At 59.8% G+C, this 19,284-nt stretch carries 17 protein-coding genes; 8 read left to right on the top strand and 9 right to left on the bottom strand.

The annotated features are described in order from the left end of the window. Nucleotides 1–24 precede the first annotated feature (24 nt). Nucleotides 25–954 carry a glycoside hydrolase gene (locus tag ABQ278_RS14120; protein WP_349320140.1) on the bottom strand — a complete coding sequence of 310 codons (930 nt, stop codon included), beginning with the start codon at nucleotides 952–954 and terminating at the stop codon, nucleotides 25–27. Then, on the bottom strand, nucleotides 897–1,922 hold the full coding sequence (locus ABQ278_RS14115; protein ID WP_349320139.1) for a hypothetical protein: 1,026 nt from the start codon (nucleotides 1,920–1,922) through the stop codon (nucleotides 897–899). Before ABQ278_RS14115 ends, ABQ278_RS14120 begins: the two co-directional genes overlap by 58 nt. A 317-nt stretch (nucleotides 1,923–2,239) precedes the next feature. Between ABQ278_RS14115 and recA the strand changes: the two genes are divergently transcribed. From recA to ABQ278_RS14100, 3 genes are all read left to right on the top strand, one after another. Continuing rightward, entirely contained in the window at nucleotides 2,240–3,325 is a 1,086-nt protein-coding gene (gene recA, locus ABQ278_RS14110; RefSeq protein ID WP_031220123.1) for a recombinase RecA, read from the top strand. A gap of 271 nt (nucleotides 3,326–3,596) precedes the next feature. Next, nucleotides 3,597–6,233, top strand: a complete 2,637-nt coding sequence (alaS, locus tag ABQ278_RS14105; protein WP_349320138.1) for an alanine--tRNA ligase — start codon at nucleotides 3,597–3,599, stop codon at nucleotides 6,231–6,233. A gap of 178 nt (nucleotides 6,234–6,411) precedes the next feature. Further along, complete coding sequence (locus tag ABQ278_RS14100; RefSeq protein WP_349320137.1) at nucleotides 6,412–7,197, top strand: glucose 1-dehydrogenase; 786 nt, start codon at nucleotides 6,412–6,414, stop codon at nucleotides 7,195–7,197. On the opposite strand, the gene ABQ278_RS14095 is transcribed toward ABQ278_RS14100, so the two are convergent. From ABQ278_RS14095 to ABQ278_RS14065, 7 genes are all read right to left on the bottom strand, one after another. Then, nucleotides 7,128–8,123 carry an AEC family transporter gene (locus tag ABQ278_RS14095; protein WP_349320136.1) on the bottom strand — a complete coding sequence of 332 codons (996 nt, stop codon included), beginning with the start codon at nucleotides 8,121–8,123 and terminating at the stop codon, nucleotides 7,128–7,130. The two genes, ABQ278_RS14100 and ABQ278_RS14095, sit on opposite strands and share 70 nt — an antisense overlap. 100 nt (nucleotides 8,124–8,223) lie before the next feature. Then, on the bottom strand, nucleotides 8,224–8,844 hold the full coding sequence (locus ABQ278_RS14090) for a DUF2939 domain-containing protein (RefSeq protein WP_349320135.1): 621 nt from the start codon (nucleotides 8,842–8,844) through the stop codon (nucleotides 8,224–8,226). Between the two features lie 314 nt (nucleotides 8,845–9,158). Then, nucleotides 9,159–10,238, bottom strand: a complete 1,080-nt coding sequence (locus tag ABQ278_RS14085; RefSeq protein ID WP_349320134.1) for an SGNH/GDSL hydrolase family protein — start codon at nucleotides 10,236–10,238, stop codon at nucleotides 9,159–9,161. Between the two features lie 190 nt (nucleotides 10,239–10,428). After that, nucleotides 10,429–11,496 (bottom strand): putative zinc-binding metallopeptidase, encoded by a 1,068-nt coding sequence (locus tag ABQ278_RS14080; protein WP_349320133.1) that lies wholly within the window; start codon nucleotides 11,494–11,496, stop codon nucleotides 10,429–10,431. A gap of 3 nt (nucleotides 11,497–11,499) precedes the next feature. After that, nucleotides 11,500–12,606 (bottom strand): SGNH/GDSL hydrolase family protein, encoded by a 1,107-nt coding sequence (locus ABQ278_RS14075; protein WP_349320132.1) that lies wholly within the window; start codon nucleotides 12,604–12,606, stop codon nucleotides 11,500–11,502. Between the two features lies 1 nt (nucleotide 12,607). Further along, nucleotides 12,608–13,744 carry a GDSL-type esterase/lipase family protein gene (locus ABQ278_RS14070; RefSeq protein WP_349320131.1) on the bottom strand — a complete coding sequence of 379 codons (1,137 nt, stop codon included), beginning with the start codon at nucleotides 13,742–13,744 and terminating at the stop codon, nucleotides 12,608–12,610. A gap of 182 nt (nucleotides 13,745–13,926) precedes the next feature. After that, nucleotides 13,927–15,141: an NADP-dependent isocitrate dehydrogenase gene (locus ABQ278_RS14065; RefSeq protein ID WP_349320130.1), complete on the bottom strand. Its 1,215-nt coding sequence runs from the start codon at nucleotides 15,139–15,141 to the stop codon at nucleotides 13,927–13,929. A gap of 544 nt (nucleotides 15,142–15,685) precedes the next feature. On the opposite strand from ABQ278_RS14065, the gene ABQ278_RS14060 reads away from it, so the two are divergent. The 5 genes from ABQ278_RS14060 (at nucleotide 15,686) to ABQ278_RS14040 (ending at nucleotide 18,889) form a co-directional block, all read left to right on the top strand. Then, complete coding sequence (locus ABQ278_RS14060) at nucleotides 15,686–15,808, top strand: hypothetical protein (RefSeq protein ID WP_349320129.1); 123 nt, start codon at nucleotides 15,686–15,688, stop codon at nucleotides 15,806–15,808. A gap of 46 nt (nucleotides 15,809–15,854) precedes the next feature. Next, entirely contained in the window at nucleotides 15,855–16,634 is a 780-nt protein-coding gene (locus tag ABQ278_RS14055; RefSeq protein WP_349320128.1) for an RNA methyltransferase, read from the top strand. Between the two features lie 64 nt (nucleotides 16,635–16,698). Then, nucleotides 16,699–17,523 (top strand): serine aminopeptidase domain-containing protein, encoded by an 825-nt coding sequence (locus ABQ278_RS14050; protein WP_349320127.1) that lies wholly within the window; start codon nucleotides 16,699–16,701, stop codon nucleotides 17,521–17,523. Nucleotides 17,524–17,532: 9 nt separating this feature from the next. Then, the gene (locus ABQ278_RS14045) at nucleotides 17,533–17,883 is read left to right on the top strand and encodes a DUF3147 family protein (RefSeq protein ID WP_349320126.1); all 351 of its coding nucleotides are present in this window, start codon (nucleotides 17,533–17,535) and stop codon (nucleotides 17,881–17,883) included. Nucleotides 17,884–17,947: 64 nt separating this feature from the next. Further along, on the top strand, nucleotides 17,948–18,889 hold the full coding sequence (locus tag ABQ278_RS14040; protein ID WP_349320125.1) for a type II CAAX endopeptidase family protein: 942 nt from the start codon (nucleotides 17,948–17,950) through the stop codon (nucleotides 18,887–18,889). Nucleotides 18,890–19,284 lie beyond the last annotated feature (395 nt).

The raw sequence follows: 19,284 nt of genomic DNA, 5'->3' as shown, positions 1-19,284 counted from the left end.
CTTTGTCGCCCAGGCGTAACCTGTTCAACGGGTGGGTAAAGCCGGTGGGCACAGGTCTATCGCGGCTTTCTCAGGCCGTTTTACCCGCACACAATGTGTCGCCAGCCCCTGAAAAGGTGTCGACGAGAAGTTTGCAGTAAGGGTCCGGCCATCGGCAAAGCTCGTCGTCTGGACAAGGCGATCCGCTGTTTCCCACCTGAAGCCGGTCAAGGCCACAGGTGCATTCCAGCCGTGGGCTATGCGAAAATCATCATGCGCGGCTTTCAGCCATGGCCCCGTGCGCCGGACTTCCTGCCGGTCGAGCGGCCATATGGTCGGCGTGCCGTAAAGCAGGGCGCGCGCAAAACGCGCCCCTTCCATCCCCGACACCTTCATCAGACCGAATTCCCACCGGTCCGAGGCGATGACGGAATCGTGGAAGACCGCGTCAAACAGAGGCAGCCGGTCCGCAGCGCCGAACAAAAGGCGGGCTTCGTCTTCCGTAGGCGTGAAGGTTTTGAAAAACAGGGGCAGACGATCAGACGGCCACCAGCCGCCGAAACGGTCCTTATCATTTTTAACTTTCCAGACGATGCTGACATGTGCCTGCGCCGTGCCGTGGGAATAATGCACAACGCCGGCACTCCAGGCGGTCGCGTTTTCGGAGCCCATGACAAGCTGATAGTGTGTCATGCCGAGCGAAAGACGCGCCAGACGGTTGTCGCGGTCCCGCATCATGGTCATGGGGTGGTCCGGGCTGTAGTCATGATAGAATTCACCATAGGCGTCGACATCGACAAAGACCTGATTGGCCCCTTCGGCGCGATGCTGCGCATAACGCGCGCCGGGCACAAAAGCGCCGGGTGCACGGACAATGGCCTCGCTGGACATTTCGCAGCCCATGCCGGCGAAACCTGTCACCGGCTTGCCCGTGCGATCCAGAACGCAGCCGGCGGGGTAGAGAGTTTGTCCCATAACACATAGGGCGACGTGTCTTCGCCCGGCGGCTGTCCATTGTCGAACACATCGTAAGGTCCGGCGAGGTAGCCCAGCGCCTCGGCTTTTTCAAGATAGGCGCTGCGCACGACATGCGCGTTTTTTGCGGGATTCTGATCATAGCTGAGGTTTATGCGTTCTATCCCCAGCGCCTTCAGGTCATCCAAGAATGCGAGATCGCGCCCGTCTCCCCACACATAGGCCTGGGGCGCGCCATACAGGCGCTCAAGATCGGGGACGGCCTTGTCGGTCAAGGTTCTGAACTGACCACGCCCCTTGAGCCTGTCGCGGTAAAAAATGGCCGGCGCCAAAGGATCGGGCGGGCGCACGGCAAACAGAATCTCGAGCCCCTCGGGTGTTTCATCGAAACTGTGATTCAGGCGCGCTTGCAGCCCATGATCATCTTTCAGGCACAGTTCCGACCGCAGGCCATCCCCCAGGGCATAGATCACGGCCCGGTCGCTGGTCAGATAACTCCAGGCTGGAAAAGACAGGCCCGCTGTCCCATCCAGACAGTGTTCTCGCTGATTGTGCTGGCGCCAGAAAGCGTCATCGACCTGGAAAGCCATCCCTTCGCCGTCCGGTATCAGCCATGTGCCCGTGGCGACCTGCGGGAGGGCCCAGTTCAGCTTTTGCTCCGGTGGCGCCCGGACGACGAGTTTCAAAGCGTCGCCCTCCGTCGACGCCGTGTAGGTGCGCCCTGTGGTATCCTGCCAGCGCCAGCCCTTGTCAACGGCTACGGGGGGCACACCTGCCTCGGCATCATGCTGAGGCGGCATGACGGATTGTGGTGTTTCGCCGGCGCGCGCCGCGTCAATGCGCAGTGTGCTGGCATCGATCGTAAAGGTCGTCTCACCTGCTTTTAGCGTGACAGGTTCAGCGTTTGAAGCACCTGCAAGAGCAATCATCAGGGCAACAAGGCCAGCAGGGCGAAGATGACGCGGCATGAGGGAGGGGCTCCTGATTTCAACCTGAGTTAACATGCGGGAGGCACGAAACGTCAAATCACGATCTGGTTCAGGGTCGGTTCGAGCGGCCACCTGGAGAGAACCGAGGGCTGATGGCAGTGGCCGTGTCTGCATTAATTATTTTATGCAGCAAACCCAGGCGACAAAACGGTTTTGGGCGAGCAAGAGAAGAGAACACGAAAAAAGACCGTGAGAACATATTGCGAACTTGGAACAAATGAGGTACATCGTGGTTTGTCAGAACGATTTAAAAGAAACACCCGGTGGCGGGAATCGTGACATAGGAGGGTTTGGTTATGTCATCTCAAGCGGTATTGAAATTGGTCGGTAAAAACGAAGCTGAAAAGCAACGCGCCCTCGAAGCGGCGCTGGCGCAGATTGATCGCGCCTTTGGCAAGGGGTCGGTGATGACCCTGGGCAAGAACGGCAAGATCGCGGATATCGAAGCGGTCTCCACCGGCTCGCTGGGTCTCGATATGGCGCTGGGTATCGGCGGCCTGCCGAAGGGCCGCGTCATTGAAATCTATGGTCCGGAATCGTCGGGCAAGACGACGCTGGCCCTGCACACCGTGGCCGAAATCCAGAAGCAGGGCGGCACGGCCGCGTTTGTCGATGCGGAGCACGCGCTCGATCCGAGCTATGCGCAGCGTCTGGGCGTCAATCTCGATGACCTGCTCGTCTCGCAGCCGGATAATGGCGAACAGGCTCTGGAAATCACCGATACGCTGGTCCGTTCGGGCGCCGTTGATATCGTGGTCATCGATTCGGTGGCCGCCTTGACTCCGCGCGCGGAAATCGAAGGCGACATGGGCGACAGCCTGCCCGGTCTGCAAGCCCGTCTGATGTCGCAGGCCCTGCGCAAGCTGACCGGCTCGATCTCCAAGTCGAAGTGCATTGTCATCTTCATCAACCAGATCCGCATGAAGATCGGCGTGATGTACGGCTCGCCGGAAACGACGACCGGCGGCAACGCGCTGAAATTCTACGCCTCGGTGCGTCTCGATATCCGCCGCACCGGCGCCATCAAGGTGCGCGACGAGAACATCGGCAACAGCGTCAAGGTCAAGGTGGTCAAGAACAAGATCGCGCCGCCGTTCCGCGAAGTCGAGTTTGACATCATGTTCGGTCAGGGCATCTCCAAGATCGGTGAGATTATCGATCTGGGCGTCAAGGCCGGCCTCGTCGAGAAGTCGGGATCCTGGTACTCCTACAACTCGACCCGCATCGGTCAGGGCCGCGATAACGCCCGTGACTTCCTGAAAGCCAATCCGGAAATGTGCAACGAGATCGAAAAGGGCATCCGCAACAAGTCGGTGGTCCTGGCCGAGGAACTGCTGGGCACGCCGGAGCCGGACGCCAACGAAGGTGACGAGTCGCTGTAGGCTCCAGATTACGCGCGTGATCTGGCAAGGGCGCCCCTTGCGGCGCCTGAGCAAAAAACATGATCGGGCCGGACCGGCTCCAAACCTCCGGTCCACCGGCCTGATCAGGAAAAGACGCCCCGCAACGGGCGTCTTTTTTGTTTGTTGCAGCAACAGATGCCACAGAGCGGCAAAAAGATAGCCTTAGCGGTGCAAAGGTCTTTGCGCTTGTTGTGAAGCCCCTCTATATACAACCTCTTATTTGCCCATCTACCTCGAACTGAAGCAGACCATGCCGTCCTTAAATCAGATACGTCAGACCTTCCTCGATTACTTTGCCAAGCAGGGCCACGAGGTCGTTTCGTCCTCCTCGCTCGTGCCGCACAACGATCCGACCCTGATGTTCACCAATGCGGGCATGGTGCAGTTCAAGAACGTCTTTACCGGCGCGGAAACGCGGCCCTACAATCGCGCCACCACGTCGCAGAAATGCGTGCGGGCCGGCGGCAAGCATAACGACCTGGATAATGTCGGCTATACCGCGCGCCACCACACCTTCTTCGAGATGCTCGGCAACTTCTCCTTCGGCAACTACTTCAAGGCCGAAGCGATCGAGTTCGCCTGGAACCTGATGACCAAGGATTACGGTCTCGACAAGAACCGCCTGATGGCGACCGTCTATATCGATGACGATGAGGCCTTCGACCTGTGGAAGAAGATCGCCGGCCTGCCGGAATTGAAGATCGCCCGCATCGCCGGTTCGGATAACTTCTGGTCGATGGGCGATACCGGCCCCTGCGGCCCGTGCACCGAAATCTTCTACGATCACGGCGATCATATCTGGGGCGGCCCTCCCGGCACGCCGGAAGAAGATGGCGACCGTTTCGTCGAAATCTGGAACCTCGTCTTCATGCAGTTCGACCAGTCGGCCGACGGCACGCGCGTCAGCCTGCCCAAGCCGTCGATCGATACCGGCATGGGCCTTGAGCGCGTCGCCGCTGTGTTGCAGGGCGTGCACAACAATTACGACATCGACCTGTTCCAGACCCTGATCAAGGCCAGTGTCGAGGCCACTGGCGTCAAGGCCGAGGGCGATAATCTGCCGTCGCACCGCGTCATCGCCGATCACCTGCGTTCGTCGTCTTTCCTGATCGCCGATGGTGTCACGCCGTCGAACGAAGGTCGTGGCTACGTCCTGCGCCGCATCATGCGCCGGGCCATGCGCCACGCCTATCTGCTGGGCGCGCAGGAGCCGCTGCTGCACAAGCTGGCACCGACGCTCGTCGCGGAAATGGGTGGCCACTACGGCGAACTGAAACGCGCCGAGGCCAGCATCATCGATACCCTGCGCCAGGAGGAAGAACGATTCCGCCGCACGCTTGGCCGTGGCATGACCCTGCTCGACGAAGCGACGCGCGACCTCAAGGACGGCGACGTCATGAACGGCGAAACCGCCTTCAAGCTTTACGACACCTACGGCTTCCCGCTCGACCTGACGCAGGACGCCATTCGCGGTAAGGGCCTGACCGTCGATACGGCCGGTTTCGACACTGCCATGGAAGCGCAAAAGACGCGCGGCCGTGAAAACTGGACCGGCTCCGGCGAAAAGGCCCAATCGGCCGAATGGTTCACCATCAAGGACGCCATCGGCGCTTCGGACTTCGTCGGTTACGATCACCTGAACGCCCAGGCGCACGCACAGGCGCTGCTGCTCAATGGCGAGCAGGTTGGGGAAGCCATTGCCGGCGATACGGTCGAGGCGGTTTTTGAAAAGACGCCGTTTTATCCCGAAGGCGGCGGACAGGCCGGCGATACCGGCACGGTCGAGCTTCTGCATGGCCAGGGCGTTATCAAGGACACCTATCGTCAGGCCGGCGAGCTCATCGTGCACCTGCTTGAGATCACCGAAGGCACGCTCAAGCTTGGCGACAAGGTCGAGCTCAGGGTCGATCCTGAAAAGCGCCACACCACGCGCTCGAACCACTCGGCCGCGCACCTGCTGCATGCCGCGCTCAAGCACGTTCTGGGCGCGCACGTCGCGCAAAAGGGCCAGTTGGTCGATGCCGACCGCATGCGCTTCGACTTCAGCCACGGCGCGCCGCTGAGCGATGCCGAGATCGAACGCATCGAAGACGAGGTCAACGCGGTCATCCTGCAAAATCAGGCGGCGGCCACCAAGCTGATGTCGCCGGAAAAGGCCATCGAAGCCGGCGCCGTGGCGCTGTTCGGGGAGAAGTACGGCGAGGAAGTGCGCGTGCTGGCGCTCGGTCATGCGCTCGAAGGCGAGGGTGACTATTCGGTCGAACTGTGCGGCGGCACCCACGTGTCGCGCACCGGTGATATCGCCCTGTTCAAGATCATTTCCGAAGGCGGCGTGGCGGCGGGCATTCGCCGCATCGAGGCCTATACCGGTGAATCGGCGCGTCAGTTCCTGCTCGATCAGGCGGGCGTGGCCACGGCTCTGGCCGATCAGTTCAAGGTGCCGGTCCATCAGGTCGGCGCCCGCGTCGAAGCCCTGATCGCTGAGCGCAAACGCCTCGAAAAGGAACTGTCCGAAGCCAAGCGCGCGCTGGCGGTGGGCGGTGGCGGCGCGGCCTCCGGGCCTGAGGAGATCAACGGCACCAATGTGATCGCCCGTGTGCTGGATGGCGTCGGCGGCAAGGATCTGCGGCCGCTGGCCGAGGATTTCAAAAAATCAATTGGCAGCGGCATCGTAGCGCTGGTCGGCAAGCTCGATGGCAAGGCGGCGGTCACCGTGGCGGTAACGCCTGACCTGACCGGCAAATATAACGCTGCCGAGCTGGCCAAGGCGGCCGTGATCGCCATGGGTGGTCAAGGGGCGGGCGGCAAGGCCGACTTCGCCCAGGGTGGCGCGCCCGATGACAGCCAGGCCGATGCGGGCATCGCAGCGGTCAAGGCGCTGATCTAGTTCGCATTCCGATCTGATGGAATCAGATAGGCGCTCTTAGTTTTTTGTGTTTACGCGCTTTTTGATCCAAAAAGTGTGTCACACTTTTCGGAAAGCGCTCCAGCGGCTATCTGGCGCATAGCGTCCTTATGTTCCATGCTATAACCCTGCATCTTCTTTTCAGATGCAGGGTTTTTCTATGAACAGACTATCGGGCAAGACGGCATTGATCACCGGTGCGGCCAGCGGCATCGGCGCGGCCATCGCTGCGGCCTTCGCTGCCGAGGGCGCCTATGTTGTCATCAGCGATATCAATGTGGAAAAAGGCGAGGCCGCAGCCCGGGCGCTGGGGGACAAGGGCGGCTTCATGGCGCACGATGTCACCGACGAAGCGCAGTGGGCGGCGGTGATGGCCGCCATCGTGTCAGACCGCGGTGGGCTCGATATTCTGGTCAATAATGCCGGCATCACCGGCACGGAAGGCGGGCATCCGCACGATCCGGAACACGCCAGTCTGGAGGATTGGCGCAAGGTCATTGCCATCAATCTCGACAGCGTGTTCCTGGGATGCAAGCACGCGATCCAGGCCATGCGCGCGGTCGGCAAGGGCGGCTCGATCATCAATATGTCGTCGCGTTCGGGGCTTGTGGGCGTGCCGAAAACCGCTGCCTATGCCGCCAGCAAGGCCGCCATCCGCAATCACAGCAAGTCGGTGGCGCTCTATTGCGCCGAACAAAATCTCGGCATTCGCTGCAATTCGCTCTATCCGGCCTCGATCCGCACCCCGATGTGGGACGGCATGATCGATGGCGCGGCCGATGAAAAGCGGATGCTCGATAATATGCCGCTGCATCGCTTTGGCCGGCCGGATGAGGTGGCGGCGGTGGCGATCCTGCTGGCGTCGGATGAAGCGACCTATATCACCGGTTCGGAATTCAATATCGACGGCGGCATACTGGCGGGGACATCGACCTCGCCGAAGTAGTCATATTCCATGCGTAAAAGCAAGGCCAACGCCGACAAGGTGAAGAGACTGATCAGGGTCGACTGCGCCACGGTCTTGGCGGCGCCTTCAAACCACAGGCCGTACATCTTCGTCTGGATAAAGACGCTGACGGCGGTGGGTGTGGCCGCTAGAAAGACACAGACGCGCAAGGTCAGTGGATCGACGCGAAGCAGGCTGAGCACAAGCGCGACCAAGGCGGGAGCGAGCAAAATCTTGCCGATAATGGCGATGGCACTAGTGGCGTCCGGACGGGTCAGGTTCGTCACGGGCATCAGAGCCAGCATCCCGCCCAGCGCCACGAGGGCGACCGGCGGGCCGGATTTGCCGAGGATATCAAGCGCGTTTTCGACTGGCAAAGGAAAGCGGAAGCCGATCAGCATACAGGCGACACCGGTCAGGGCGCCGATCACGGTCGGGTTTTTGGCGGTGTGGGCCAGGGCAGCCTTGAAGGTTTTGCCCGAAGCCTTGGCCAATCCGGCGCAGCCGATGCTGAACAGGATGAGGAAGTCGGCGGCCACGACCAGCGGCCCGATACGCGAAACTTCCGGCCCGAACAGGCTAAGCGCGATGGGGATGCCGAGGAAAGCGGAATTGTTGATGAAACCGGCCATGCCGGCGGCGATGGCGTCGTCCTTTCGGCTTTTGAAAAGGCGCGTGGCAATAACGACGATCGCGCCGGTCAGGACCATGGCGGCAAGATAGGCCAGGATCGGCATGGCCATGGTGATATCGAAATGCGGCAGGCGGGAAAAGCTGATCATCAGCCAGCATGGAAAGGCCAGCCAGTAGAAATAGGCGGACAGACCGTCCAGCCCCTGTGCGTTGAGGCGCTTGAGTTTCACCAGCAAGGCACCAAGGCCGATAAAGGCGAAGAAGACGAGGACGCGGCCTAAAGTGTCAAACATACAGCACGCTATAGGCCGTTTGAGGGAGAAAGCAAGAAACCCCACCACCACTTCGCTTCGCTTGTGGTCCCCCTCCCCGGCAAGCGGGGAGATAGAAGAGTTAGCCGGCCGGATTGGCTTTGAGCGCTTCGCTTTCGGCAGTGGGCAGGCCGATATGGACCAGTTCCCAGTGGGTCAGGCCGTGGCGCTCGAAGGTGAAGGTGGTGGTGCCGTGGGCCTCGTCTGTGACGGTCAGGCGGGCGCGTTCGAGACTGAAAAAGGCCACCTTGGGCGAAGGCGGCTTGCCCTCGAAGGTGGACGGCTCGAACCTGTTGGCGTCTTTCGCCTCGCCATAGGTCAGGCCGAGAATCGCCTTGGGCGTCAGGTAAGAATTGACGTCGATCACCGGCTTGGCGGGTGCTTTGACGGCGTTGGGATTGACCATGTCATTGATGGCCTTGCCGACGGAATCGGCGACATTCTTGAAGGCGCTGCCGGTGGCGCCCACCGGATCATTGAGCGCGCTGGGGGCGGGAGCGGCCAGCCCCTTGTCGCCGGCATCGAGCTGGGCTTTCAGGCTGATGCGCACGGTGTCGAAATCGATCAGCTTGGCCAGGGCGTCGATATCCTGGCTCTGGCAGGAACTGCGGACATCCGCGAAGGAGATGATCGGCGCGGCATAGAACAGACCGGCGCAACCCGCGACGATGATAACCAGCAACAGGCTTAGAATTCTCGACACAGTACATTTCCCCCTGGAGACCGTATGAAACAAGGTTAACACGCCAATCTAGGCTTGTCGCCCCTTTGCGGTGAATTGACGCGCAGGTGTGGCGCGGCTGCCGATATTGGAAGACAGTTTTGACCACGGATAAAGGCACGGATGCCGCTTCGCTGCGACACGGATAAGGCACGGATAGAGGTGTAGACCTGTGACGGCTTTGCCGTCCTAAAGGGCTATGGGACGGCGTATCACCTTTAATTTATTATGAAATCCGTGTCTTATCCATGTTGATGACCAAAGGTCATCATCTGTGCCTTATCCGTGTCAGAGCCTTACTTGCCTTGCCAGAGCTGCGGGTGGGCTTCGAGATATTTGATGTAGATATCGGCGGCCCGTGCGTCCGAGCGGGTATTGGGGTGACTGTTGCAGCCGGTGTAGTCGAGCACCGGCAGGGTGATGCGGTCTATCTTGTTATCACCGCCCGAGGTCATGGCGGTAAATACCTCATTCGTGCCGCCGATATAGCCTTCCGGTTCGCCTTCCAGCGTGGTCAGCAGGATAAAGGCGTTTGGGTTTCGGGCGCGGAGGGTTTTGACGAAGGCGGTGTAGGTCTTCACATAGTCGGCGCGGAGATTGGCCTCATTTCCCCACGGCTCATCTGGACGCACAGGTGTGGAAAAATCATTGCTGCCGATACCGATGACAATGACCTGTGGGTGCCAGTCGGGCTGGTGGGCGGGCGTCGGGTCATCGAAGAGCGCACGGTCATAGAGCATCGGCATATGGTATTTCGGATGCTCGCGGCCGTCGTAATTGCGCACCATGCCAAGACCGGAAAAGGCGTTGATCTGGTAATCGGCGTCGAAATGCCTGGCGGTGAGGACGCCAAAGCCCTGCTGGCTGTCGGTGGTCTCGAAGATTTCCTCAGGCGTACACTGGGTAAAGGCTGAGGTATTGCCATAGCCGACGGTCAGTGAGTCACCGATGAACTCGATCTGGCGGGCGCGGTGGGGCGGGGGTAACAGCGGGCTTGGCTGATCGATCGTGTCGAACCCGACGAAACGACCTGTCAGGTATTGGGTTTCTGATCGCTTTTCGAGGCGTATCGTATGTTCGCCGTCGCCCAACTCACCTAGCTCTACGACCTTGCTGCCTGGCTTTTGCAAAATCATCAGCGGCTTGCCATCGACAATAACATTGAAGTTGCTGTTCTCATTGTCGAAAAGCAATTTTACGGACGGCCCTGTGAAACGCGATTCGAAATAAACGGCAGGCCATTGATGAACATTATCGGCTGTGACGCGCCCGCCAATGGTCATAGGCAGGAGATATGCGATCTGAAATGTTGTTGTCGCGTGTGCGGCGAACGGAGATATAGCCAGCGCCCCGGCCAGTAAAATCGACTTCCACATGTGTTTTCTCCCTTTTTGGCGATAGTGGCGGCTATCGGGCAAGAAAGCAAGAAACCCCACCACCAACGCGCCTATTTGGGGTGCGCTACCGCTTCGCTGTTTGAGCGCGGGGCGCGTCGGTCCCCCTCCCTGGCAAGCGGGGAGGTATAAAAAGCAGACCCATTCATGAGCGGGGAGGTATAAGAGGGGGCTAGATCTGCCGCGTCAGCAGGCTGTGGACATAGGCCAGTTTGCCCTTGATCACCGGGGTCAGGATAAAGGGATAAAGATCGCGCTCGCCCATCGAGTGGTGGATGGTGTTGAGCGCCAGGCTGAGCGGTATCCACACCTCGGCGATGCGTTCGAAATCGAGCACCGAATAGGGATCGAAGTTCGCGTGCGCCGCCAGGAAATCGTGTGACATGGGCGCCAGCGCTATCCCGAACATGTGCGCTGTCTCCAGTGAATTGATGATATGCAGCACATGGGCGAAGCACTCTGCGAAATCCTCCCACGGATGGGTGGTGGCGTAATAGCTGATATAGCTGGAACCCCAGCCGGGCCTGGGCCCCCGCGTGTAATGACGCTTCAGCGCCTCGTCGTAATCGACGCTCTCGTCACCGAAAACGGCGCGGAAACTCTCGGTCTTGCCGGCATCGCGCACCATCTTGTTCCAGATGAAGTGGCCGGTCTCGTGGCGGAAGTGACCAAGCAGGGTGCGGTAAGGCTCGTTCATCATGGCGCGCTGCTGTTCGCGCGTCGGGTCGTCGGCCTCGGCGGTGCGGATGACGATATGGCCCTCATCGTGGCCGATCAGCACCGGCTGGCACGAGCCGTCCGGATTGATCTTGTCGTCCTTCAGATCGAAGCGAAGCCCGCCGATCGGATCTTCCTTGCGCGAGGGACGCGGCAAATCCCAGCGCAGGAACGAATAGAACAGGTGGCGCTGGGCGTCGGAGATGGCGCGCCAGCGGCGCAGGCCCTCCCTGCTTTTCGCATTGGGCACCAGTCCATTGTAACGGCAGGCGGTGCAAAAGGCCTCGTCGCTGTCATCGCGCACCAGCCAGTTGCAGACATCGAAAGCGGCGTTGGGGCAGAAGCGATAGACGAACTGCTGCTGATCGACGCGGCGCCAGCGATCGGCATGGTTGGCGTCGGGCTGCATGGCGTGAAGGCTGATTTCTTCGCAGACGAAGCCCAGGCGTAAACCGCATTTGAGGCAGGACCGGTTCTCGAAATAGATCGAATTTCCGCAGTTATCGCAGCGAAAAAGTTTCATAGCTTATTGGTTGTCCCATATCTCCGGCCGGGCCTCTAGGAAACCGATCAGGCTGTTCGCCACCTGAGTATCGTCCGCCGTGGTCGGGTGCCAGTCGCACCCGCCAAAACTTAGGCCGTTCATGGGTAAGAAATCGATGCGGCTCTCACCCGATGCGCGCAAGGTGGCGAGTACCTTTTTGACCTCGGACAGGATCTCGCCATTGGCCTGATCGGTGGCCATCAGGATGAAATAAGCACCGGGATATTTGCCGCGCAGGGACTGCACGAACGCGACATAGGTCTGCTCGTAATCGCTGTGCAGTTCGTCGCGCGTGGTCCACACCTCGCCGCCATGCAGGGGCGTGGTGAAATCGTTGGCGCCGAGGCCGATGACGATGACCTGCGGGTTCCAGTCATCAGAGACAGGCGAGGCGGTCACGGTGAGGCCGGGGCCTGTCAGATTGAGGGCGTTCGGATAGGCTTGCGGTAGGGGCAGGCCTTCGCCGCCATTGTAGTTGCGCACGATGCCGCGGCCGGAAATGGCGTTGACGCGGTAATCGGCCTTGAAATGCTTGGCGGTGACCGGCCCGAAGGCGGCCTGGGTGTTGGTGGTGGCCCAGACCTGATCGCCGGGGCAGGTGCGGGTGGACGAGGTGTTGCCGTAGCCTACGGTATAGCTGTCGCCGATGAACTCGATGCGGCGTGGCGAAGGCTCCGGCGCGGGACGGACATCATCAGCATCGGCCACGAACAGACCGGTGAATTGCGCCGAGCTTGAGGCCGACTCGGTCAGCTTCTCGATGCGGATGGTGTGTTCGGTATCGGCGAAGGGGCCAAGCACGATATCGCCTTCGCCGGGGCGGTTGACGGTCTGCACCTTCTGGCCATCGACATAGACATTGAGGATATTGGTCTTGTCGTTCAGGCGCAGCGATATCTCCTTGCCCTTGAAGCGGCCCTCGAAATAGGTGCCCGGCCACTGGTGGATATAGCCTTGCGCCGGATCGGCGCCAACGGGCGCCACGCGGCCGCCGATATGCAGGGGCAGGGGATAACCGATCGGCGTTCCGGCCTGGGCGGCGCTGGCCAGAAGCGTGCCGCTGAGCAGGAGCGCGTTGAAAAGACGCATATTATTTGCCTTGCCAGAATGCGGGATGAGCGTCGAGGTATGCGATCAGGGTTTGGCTGATCTTGCGGTCATCGTCGGTATCGGGGTGATAATCGCAGGCGTTCTTGGTGAAGCCGGTGATCTCAAGGAAATCGACCTTGGCATCGCCTTGGGCCTTCAGGCGGTCACGTACGGTGGTGATTTGCGGCGTAGTGGCCGGATCGTAGGAGATCAGCAGGACGGCCGCATCCGGGTTCTTCGTGCGCAGGGATTTGACGAAATTGACATAAGTTGCTTCGTAATCCGCAATCAGTTCAGCCTCAGTCTTCCACTTTTCGCCGGCATGGACGGGCGTGGAGAAATCGTTGGTGCCGAGCGCGATGACGATGAGCTGCGGCTGCCAAAGCGGATCATGATATTCGGTCTTGCCATCATAGAGGGCGTAAGGATAGAGCGCGGGCAGGGTATCGCCGATGAAGCCGTCATAGTTACGCACGATGCCGCGGCCGGAAAAGGCGTTGATCTGGTAATCAGCGTTGTAGTGTTTGGCGGTCAAAGGACCGAAAGCCTGTTGCGTATCGGTGGTGGCCCACAGTTCGTCCTTGGTGCACTGGCGTTTGCCGGCGGTATTGCCGTAGCCCACGGTGTAGGAATTGCCGATGAACTCGATCTGGCGCGTGCGCGGCAACAGCGGAGGCTGGGGAGGCATAACGGCCCCAGGTTTGAAGTTCGGCAGATCGAAACCGTGAAAACCGCCTTTTTCATTTTGGGTTTCGGTGTTCCGCTCAATGCGAATACGGTGAGGGGCGTTGCTGAGACCTGAGACGCGATATATGCGGCTTCCCGGCTTGCTGAGCTTACCTAAGAGGACGTCATCGACACTGACCGAGAGGATGTTGGCGTTATCACTCAGGGCAAAATAGACCTCTGGGCCGGTGAAGGTCGTTTCATAATAGGTTCCGGGCCACTGATGTACTTGGTAAGGTCCGTAAGGGAAATCCACTGAAATATAGGTCTCCAGGGCCGTACGACCACCGGTATAGACGGGCAGTTGCCAGAAATAGTTATCATTTTTTTGCGGGGCAAACTCAAGGCGTGTTTCCGCCTGTGCGGCGCCGGCCAGCACGATACCCGATAATAGAGCCGCAATGAATTGCATGATCTTTCCCTGTATTTAAGCCGACTATTCCAGTTCGGCTGGCGGGCGTCAACGCGCGGTTTTAGCCTCTGCATGAAAAAAGCCGCCGGCATGAACCGGCGGCTTTTTAAAGTAACATACCCCACCACCACGCCCTTCGGGCGCGGTCCCCCTCCCATCGGAGATGGGGAGGTACAAGAGGCTTAGGCAGCCAGGGCCTTGGTCAGGTTTTCGCTGATCTTGTCGAGGAAGCCCTCGGTGGTCAGCCAGCCTTGCGACGGGCCGACGAGCAGCGCCAGATCCTTGGTCATGAAGCCGGCTTCGACCGTATCGACGCAGACCTTTTCCAGGGTTTCGGCGAACTTGGTCAGCTCGGCATTGCCGTCGAGCTTGGCGCGGTGCTTCAGGCCTTGTGTCCAGGCGAAGATCGAGGCCATCGAATTGGTCGAGGTGGCTTCACCCTTCTGGTGCTGGCGGAAGTGGCGTGTCACGGTGCCGTGGGCGGCTTCGGCTTCCATGATCTTGCCATCGGGCGTGACCAGGGCCGAGGTCATCAGGCCGAGCGAGCCATAGCCTTGCGCCACGGTGTCGGACTGGACGTCGCCGTCATAGTTCTTACAGGCCCAGAGGTAACCGCCCGACCACTTGAGCGCCGCGGCGACCATGTCGTCGATCAGGCGGTGCTCGTAGTGCAGGCCGGCAGCCTTGAACTTGTCTTCGTATTCGGCGGCGTAGATTTCGGCGAAGATGTCCTTGAAGCGGCCGTCATAGGCTTTCAGGATGGTGTTCTTGGTCGACAGGTAAACCGGATAGCCGCGCGACAGGCCGTAAGCGAAGCAGGCATGGGCGAAATCGCGGATCGAGTTGTCGAGGTTGTACATGCCCATGGCCACGCCGGCGCTGGGGAACTTGAAGACCTCAAAGTCCATTTCCTTGCCGTCGTCACCGACGAACTTCATCGTCAGCTTGCCGGGGCCGGGGACGAGGAAATCGGTGGCCTTGTACTGGTCGCCGAAGGCATGACGGCCAACGACGATCGGCTGGGTCCAGCCGGGCACGAGGCGCGGCACGTTCTTGCAGATGATCGGCTCACGGAAAACGACGCCGCCCAGGATGTTGCGGATGGTGCCGTTGGGCGACTTCCACATCTTCTTCAGGCTGAATTCCTTCACGCGGGCTTCGTCAGGCGTGATGGTGGCGCACTTGACGCCGACGCCGCAGGCCTTGATGGCTTCGGCGGCATCGATGGTGACCTGATCGTCGGTCGCGTCGCGGTTTTCCATGCCGAGGTCGAAATATTGCAGGTCGATATCGAGATAGGGGTGGATCAGCTTGTCCTTGATCCACTGCCAGATGATGCGGGTCATTTCGTCGCCGTCGATATCGACAACCGGGTTCGCCACCTTGATTTTAGCCATTACAGAATCCTTTTCCAAACGGGAGCTGGCGGCAGGACGCACAGGGTCGGAGCCGTCGCTAACGGCAGGTGCTATAAACGAATTATCTTGCGGCGCAAATAGCTCAAATTTCGCCTGTGGGGAGGGGACTACATTTCGTCGGTTAGGTTGCCGGGCTTGCGGTTTTGTCGGCGCTCAAGGAAGCGTTTGTGGTCTTCTTCCGCGTCTTCCCGCTCTTTAACGGGATTATCTCCCGGCAGCCAGAACCAGAAGGTATCAAAGCTCCACCAGAGGCGCGACCACCACGGCGCCTTGCCCTACAGATAGCGGTAAAGTTTGACGCCGGCGATCGCCCCGCAGATCAGGAAGCCGATGTTGAACCACAACGCCGTTTTCTCATAAAGCTGATAGGTCAGCAGCCAAGCATCCGCCATTGCATCCCCCTGCATGTACTGTCGCTATTCTCTATATACGGTATTTGCGGAATGCGAAAACATTCATGCCGCCGGACGGTGTTGGCGCAGGCTTTGCAAGGTTGCCTCCAAATAACACAGAGGGTGCCGAAATGACCGGGTTAACATACGAAGTCCGCAGCCGCCGCGATTGGGGCGACACCGCCCGCGCCATAGCGCTCCTGCCGCTGGCGTTGGTTCTTCTGGTGTTTCTGGCGATCCGCGAACGCTGGTAAGGCGCTGGTGAATTGACCTGAACCGCGCACGCGCTATAAGGCGCGCATGACAGATCAACCCCTTCTTCCCTGCATCATCCTTGACCGTCCGCAGATGGCCGAAAACATCGGCGCCGTGGCGCGGGTCATGGGCAATTTCGGCCTGACCGAGCTGCGTCTGGTGGCGCCGCGTGACGGCTGGCCGCAGGAACGCGCCTGGGCCTTGAGTTCCGGTGCTGAATGGCCGCTGAACGACGCCAAGGTTTATGACACCCTGGCCGATGCCGTGGCTGACCTGCAGGTTGTTTACGCCACCACGGCGCGCAACCGCGAAGTTCATCTGCCGGTGATCACGCCGCGCGCCTGTGCTGCTGACGCCATGAAGATCAGCCGCGAAGGCCTGAAGACGGGGCTTCTCTTTGGCGCCGAACGCATGGGGCTGGAAACTAACGATCTTTCCAACGCGCACTATATCGTCACCATCCCGGTCGATCCCAAGTTCCAGTCGCTCAATCTGGCGCAGGCGGTCAATATCGTCGCCTACGAATGGCGCCTGCAGGTGATGGATACGCCGGATGCGGCCTTCACGCGCAATATGGACCCACCGGCCGACATGAAATTCGTCACCGGCCTCTATGAGCATCTCGAAGCCGAACTCGACACATCGGGCTTCTTCTTCCCGTTGGAAAAGCGTCCGTCGGTGGTGCGTAACCTGCGCGCCGTCTTCAATCGCGCCGGCCTGACCGAGCAGGAGGTGCGCACCTGGCGCGGCGTGGTGACGGCACTGACCAAGGGGCGCGGGCGCGTTCTGGCGCGTCTGGCGAAGGAACAGGGTGAAAAAGAGTAGATTGCGTCTGGTCAGTGGGCGAATCCCGGTGTTACCTGTTCTTTGAAACGAAAAGGACACGCCCATGGCCCTCGACCGCCGCGCCTTGCTGACCGCGTTTGCTTCCACCGCCCTTGCGCCTTCGCTTACGCGGGCGCAGGTCACCGCCAACGATTTCGACCTGCCGCTGGCCGATGGCCGCGTTGTGCGGGTGATCAGCCGCAATGTGCCCAATCCGCGCGGGGTGGTCCTTTTCTCGCATGGCGGGGGCAGTTGGCCCGAACAGTATGACAAGATGGGCGCGTTCCTGCTGAAACAGGGCTTCGCCGTGCTGGCGCCGCTCCATACCGATTCCGTCAAGATCCCCGAAGACAAGCGCGCCACGCTGCAATCCAGCTTTCCGCAGCGCATCGCCGACATGGCGGCCGTCGCGGCCTATGCTAAATCGGCCTACAAGGACCTGCCGCAGATCGCCGCCGGCCACAGCTACGGTTCACTGTTCGCCCTGATGCTGGGCGGCGGACTGGACTATGTGGCGCCGCTTTATACGCCGGATGTCAAGGCGGTGGTGTGCTTCTCCAGCCCCGGTGCGATCCCCAGCCTGATCAACCCGACCTCCTATTCCACGCTGAAAGCGCCTCTGCTGATGGTGACGGGTGACGCCGATACCGTGCCGGGGTTTGTGACCGACTGGCACGATCATCTGCTGCCGTTCGAGGGCACCACGGTGAAGGAAAGCTACGCGCTTATCATCAAGGGCGGCGGGCATGAGCTGATCAGTGGCGCCGATCCGGTCAGGTTCGCGCTGGCCTCGGACGTGACACGCCAGTTCCTCGGCCACGAAATCCTGGGCAGCGATGTCACAATCAGCCTGCCGGCGGGCGCTGCGGCCGAACTTAGGCAGAAATAGGCGAGGGGCATGCTCTATCTCCTTATCAAGGCCGGTTTATCGGGGCTGATCATTGCCGCCGTTTCCGAAATCGCCAAGCGCTGGCCGGGGTTTGGCGCGCTGGTGGCGTCCCTGCCGCTGATCTCGATCCTGGGAATGCTGTGGCTATGGCGTGATACGCAGGATATCGAACGCATGGCGCAACATGCCGAGGGCACCTTCTGGTATGTCCTGCCGTCGCTGCCGATGTTCCTGCTCATTCCGTTTTTGCTGCGCAAGGGCATGTCGTTTTATCCGGCGCTGCTGGCGGGATGCGGGCTGACGGTCACGCTCTACCTGGCCATGACGCTGATCGGTCCGCGATTTGGACTCAAACTGTAGCGGCTTAACACCATGTTAGGCGTCATTGTGGAAACGTGACGCCAAATTGACAAAGGGGCTGATCATGGCTGGCATTGAACTTTACGCACCACGCACCGAGCGGCATCGCCGCACCTGGACCTGGGCGGCGATCCTTCTCGCTGTCGTCTTTATTGTGCTGGGCATGATTCCGATGGCGGTGCTGGGGCTTGTGTTTCATATTCCCATACAGCCGGGCATCAACTGGATGGCCGACAGCTTCCAACTCTATGGCTTTGCCGGCGTCATTCTGGTCTTCTTCTTGTGGGTCTGGTTGTTTGAGCGTCGCAGTCCGCGTGTCCTGGGTTTCAATGATAAGGCGGTGCCGCGTTATCTGCGTGGCCTTGGCATTGGCTTTGGTTTTATCACCGCCGTTGTGGGCGGCATCTGGCTGCTCGGCGGTTATCAGATTGAGAGCGCCGGCTTCTGGGGGGCGCCAAGTCTGACCTTGCTCGTGCCCCTGATCGCTCTGTTCGGCGGCTTCATGGTGCAGGGCGCGACTGAGGAAATCGCCATGCGTGGTTATCTGTTGCAGATCATCGCCTCGCGCCACGGCATTATCTGGGGCATCGTTGTCAACATGATCATCTTCTCGCTGCTGCACGCCGGCAATATCGAGATGTCTAAGGAGTTGATCATTGGTCTGCTTAATATCGTACTTGTCGCGGTTTTTCTCAGCTTCTATGCCATTCAGGAACGTTCACTGTGGGGGGTCTGCGCCTGGCATACGGCCTGGAACTGGCTGCTTGGCGTTGGTTTCGGCCTTGAGGTCAGCGGCATGAAACTCGATGCGGCGCCTTTGGTGGTCGATTTGATGGATAGGCCTGGCGCTATCTGGTGGCTGACCGGCGGCAAATTTGGCCCCGAGGCCAGCCTTGTCACCTCGGTGGTTCTGTCGCTCGGCGTGGCATGGCTTGTCTGGAAAGGCGCGCTGAAGCCCAAAGAGAGCTATCCGGCGCCGGTTTCGGCAGAGAAAACCGCCGTTTAGTCCGTGTTCTGTTGATAAGATGAGTTATTTCGGAATCCGTGTTGACTCCCACCGCCCGTATCCTTAGAAGCCGGTCTCCCGACTGAGGGGCTTTGGACGCGACGACATGAGGAACCGGAAACGGTTATGATTTAAGTCTTTCAGAGGTTTTTGGTTGGGGCGATTAATTGGTTTTGCTAGAGTTTTCGGTAACGACATTCTTTTAAAAAACTGGTTGACTCGTTTGCGGTGTTTCCCTAGAAACGCCGCTCCGCTGAAAGGGCTTTCGGACGTTTCCGGTTGTTGGTTTAGCGGTGTTGGTTGTCGAGAAAATCTTTTTGAAAAGAAACGCTTGACACTAAAAAATGATGCGGTATAAGCGCCGCTCTCTTCGATAACGAGATTAAGTTGTCGCT

It is taken from the genome of Asticcacaulis sp. MM231, assembly GCF_964186625.1.
Classification (GTDB): Bacteria; Pseudomonadota; Alphaproteobacteria; order Caulobacterales; family Caulobacteraceae; genus Asticcacaulis.
Note: the sequence above shows the minus strand (reverse complement) of the source record. Positions and strands in the feature narration are given on the sequence as shown.

Bases quoted from the DNA above. Each gene is read 5' to 3' on its own strand.
- ABQ278_RS14120 (WP_349320140.1), bottom strand. From the start codon at position 954: ATGGGACAAACTCTCTACCCCGCCGGCTGCGTTCTGGATCGCACGGGC.
- ABQ278_RS14115 (WP_349320139.1), bottom strand. From the start codon at position 1,922: ATGCCGCGTCATCTTCGCCCTGCTGGCCTTGTTGCCCTGATGATTGCT.
- recA (WP_031220123.1), top strand. From the start codon at position 2,240: ATGTCATCTCAAGCGGTATTGAAATTGGTCGGTAAAAACGAAGCTGAA.
- alaS (WP_349320138.1), top strand. From the start codon at position 3,597: ATGCCGTCCTTAAATCAGATACGTCAGACCTTCCTCGATTACTTTGCC.
- ABQ278_RS14100 (WP_349320137.1), top strand. From the start codon at position 6,412: ATGAACAGACTATCGGGCAAGACGGCATTGATCACCGGTGCGGCCAGC.
- ABQ278_RS14095 (WP_349320136.1), bottom strand. From the start codon at position 8,123: ATGTTTGACACTTTAGGCCGCGTCCTCGTCTTCTTCGCCTTTATCGGC.
- ABQ278_RS14085 (WP_349320134.1), bottom strand. From the start codon at position 10,238: ATGTGGAAGTCGATTTTACTGGCCGGGGCGCTGGCTATATCTCCGTTC.
- ABQ278_RS14080 (WP_349320133.1), bottom strand. From the start codon at position 11,496: ATGAAACTTTTTCGCTGCGATAACTGCGGAAATTCGATCTATTTCGAG.
- ABQ278_RS14075 (WP_349320132.1), bottom strand. From the start codon at position 12,606: ATGCGTCTTTTCAACGCGCTCCTGCTCAGCGGCACGCTTCTGGCCAGC.
- ABQ278_RS14070 (WP_349320131.1), bottom strand. From the start codon at position 13,744: ATGCAATTCATTGCGGCTCTATTATCGGGTATCGTGCTGGCCGGCGCC.
- ABQ278_RS14065 (WP_349320130.1), bottom strand. From the start codon at position 15,141: ATGGCTAAAATCAAGGTGGCGAACCCGGTTGTCGATATCGACGGCGAC.
- ABQ278_RS14060 (WP_349320129.1), top strand. From the start codon at position 15,686: ATGACCGGGTTAACATACGAAGTCCGCAGCCGCCGCGATTGGGGCGAC.
- ABQ278_RS14055 (WP_349320128.1), top strand. From the start codon at position 15,855: ATGACAGATCAACCCCTTCTTCCCTGCATCATCCTTGACCGTCCGCAG.
- ABQ278_RS14050 (WP_349320127.1), top strand. From the start codon at position 16,699: ATGGCCCTCGACCGCCGCGCCTTGCTGACCGCGTTTGCTTCCACCGCC.
- ABQ278_RS14045 (WP_349320126.1), top strand. From the start codon at position 17,533: ATGCTCTATCTCCTTATCAAGGCCGGTTTATCGGGGCTGATCATTGCC.
- ABQ278_RS14040 (WP_349320125.1), top strand. From the start codon at position 17,948: ATGGCTGGCATTGAACTTTACGCACCACGCACCGAGCGGCATCGCCGC.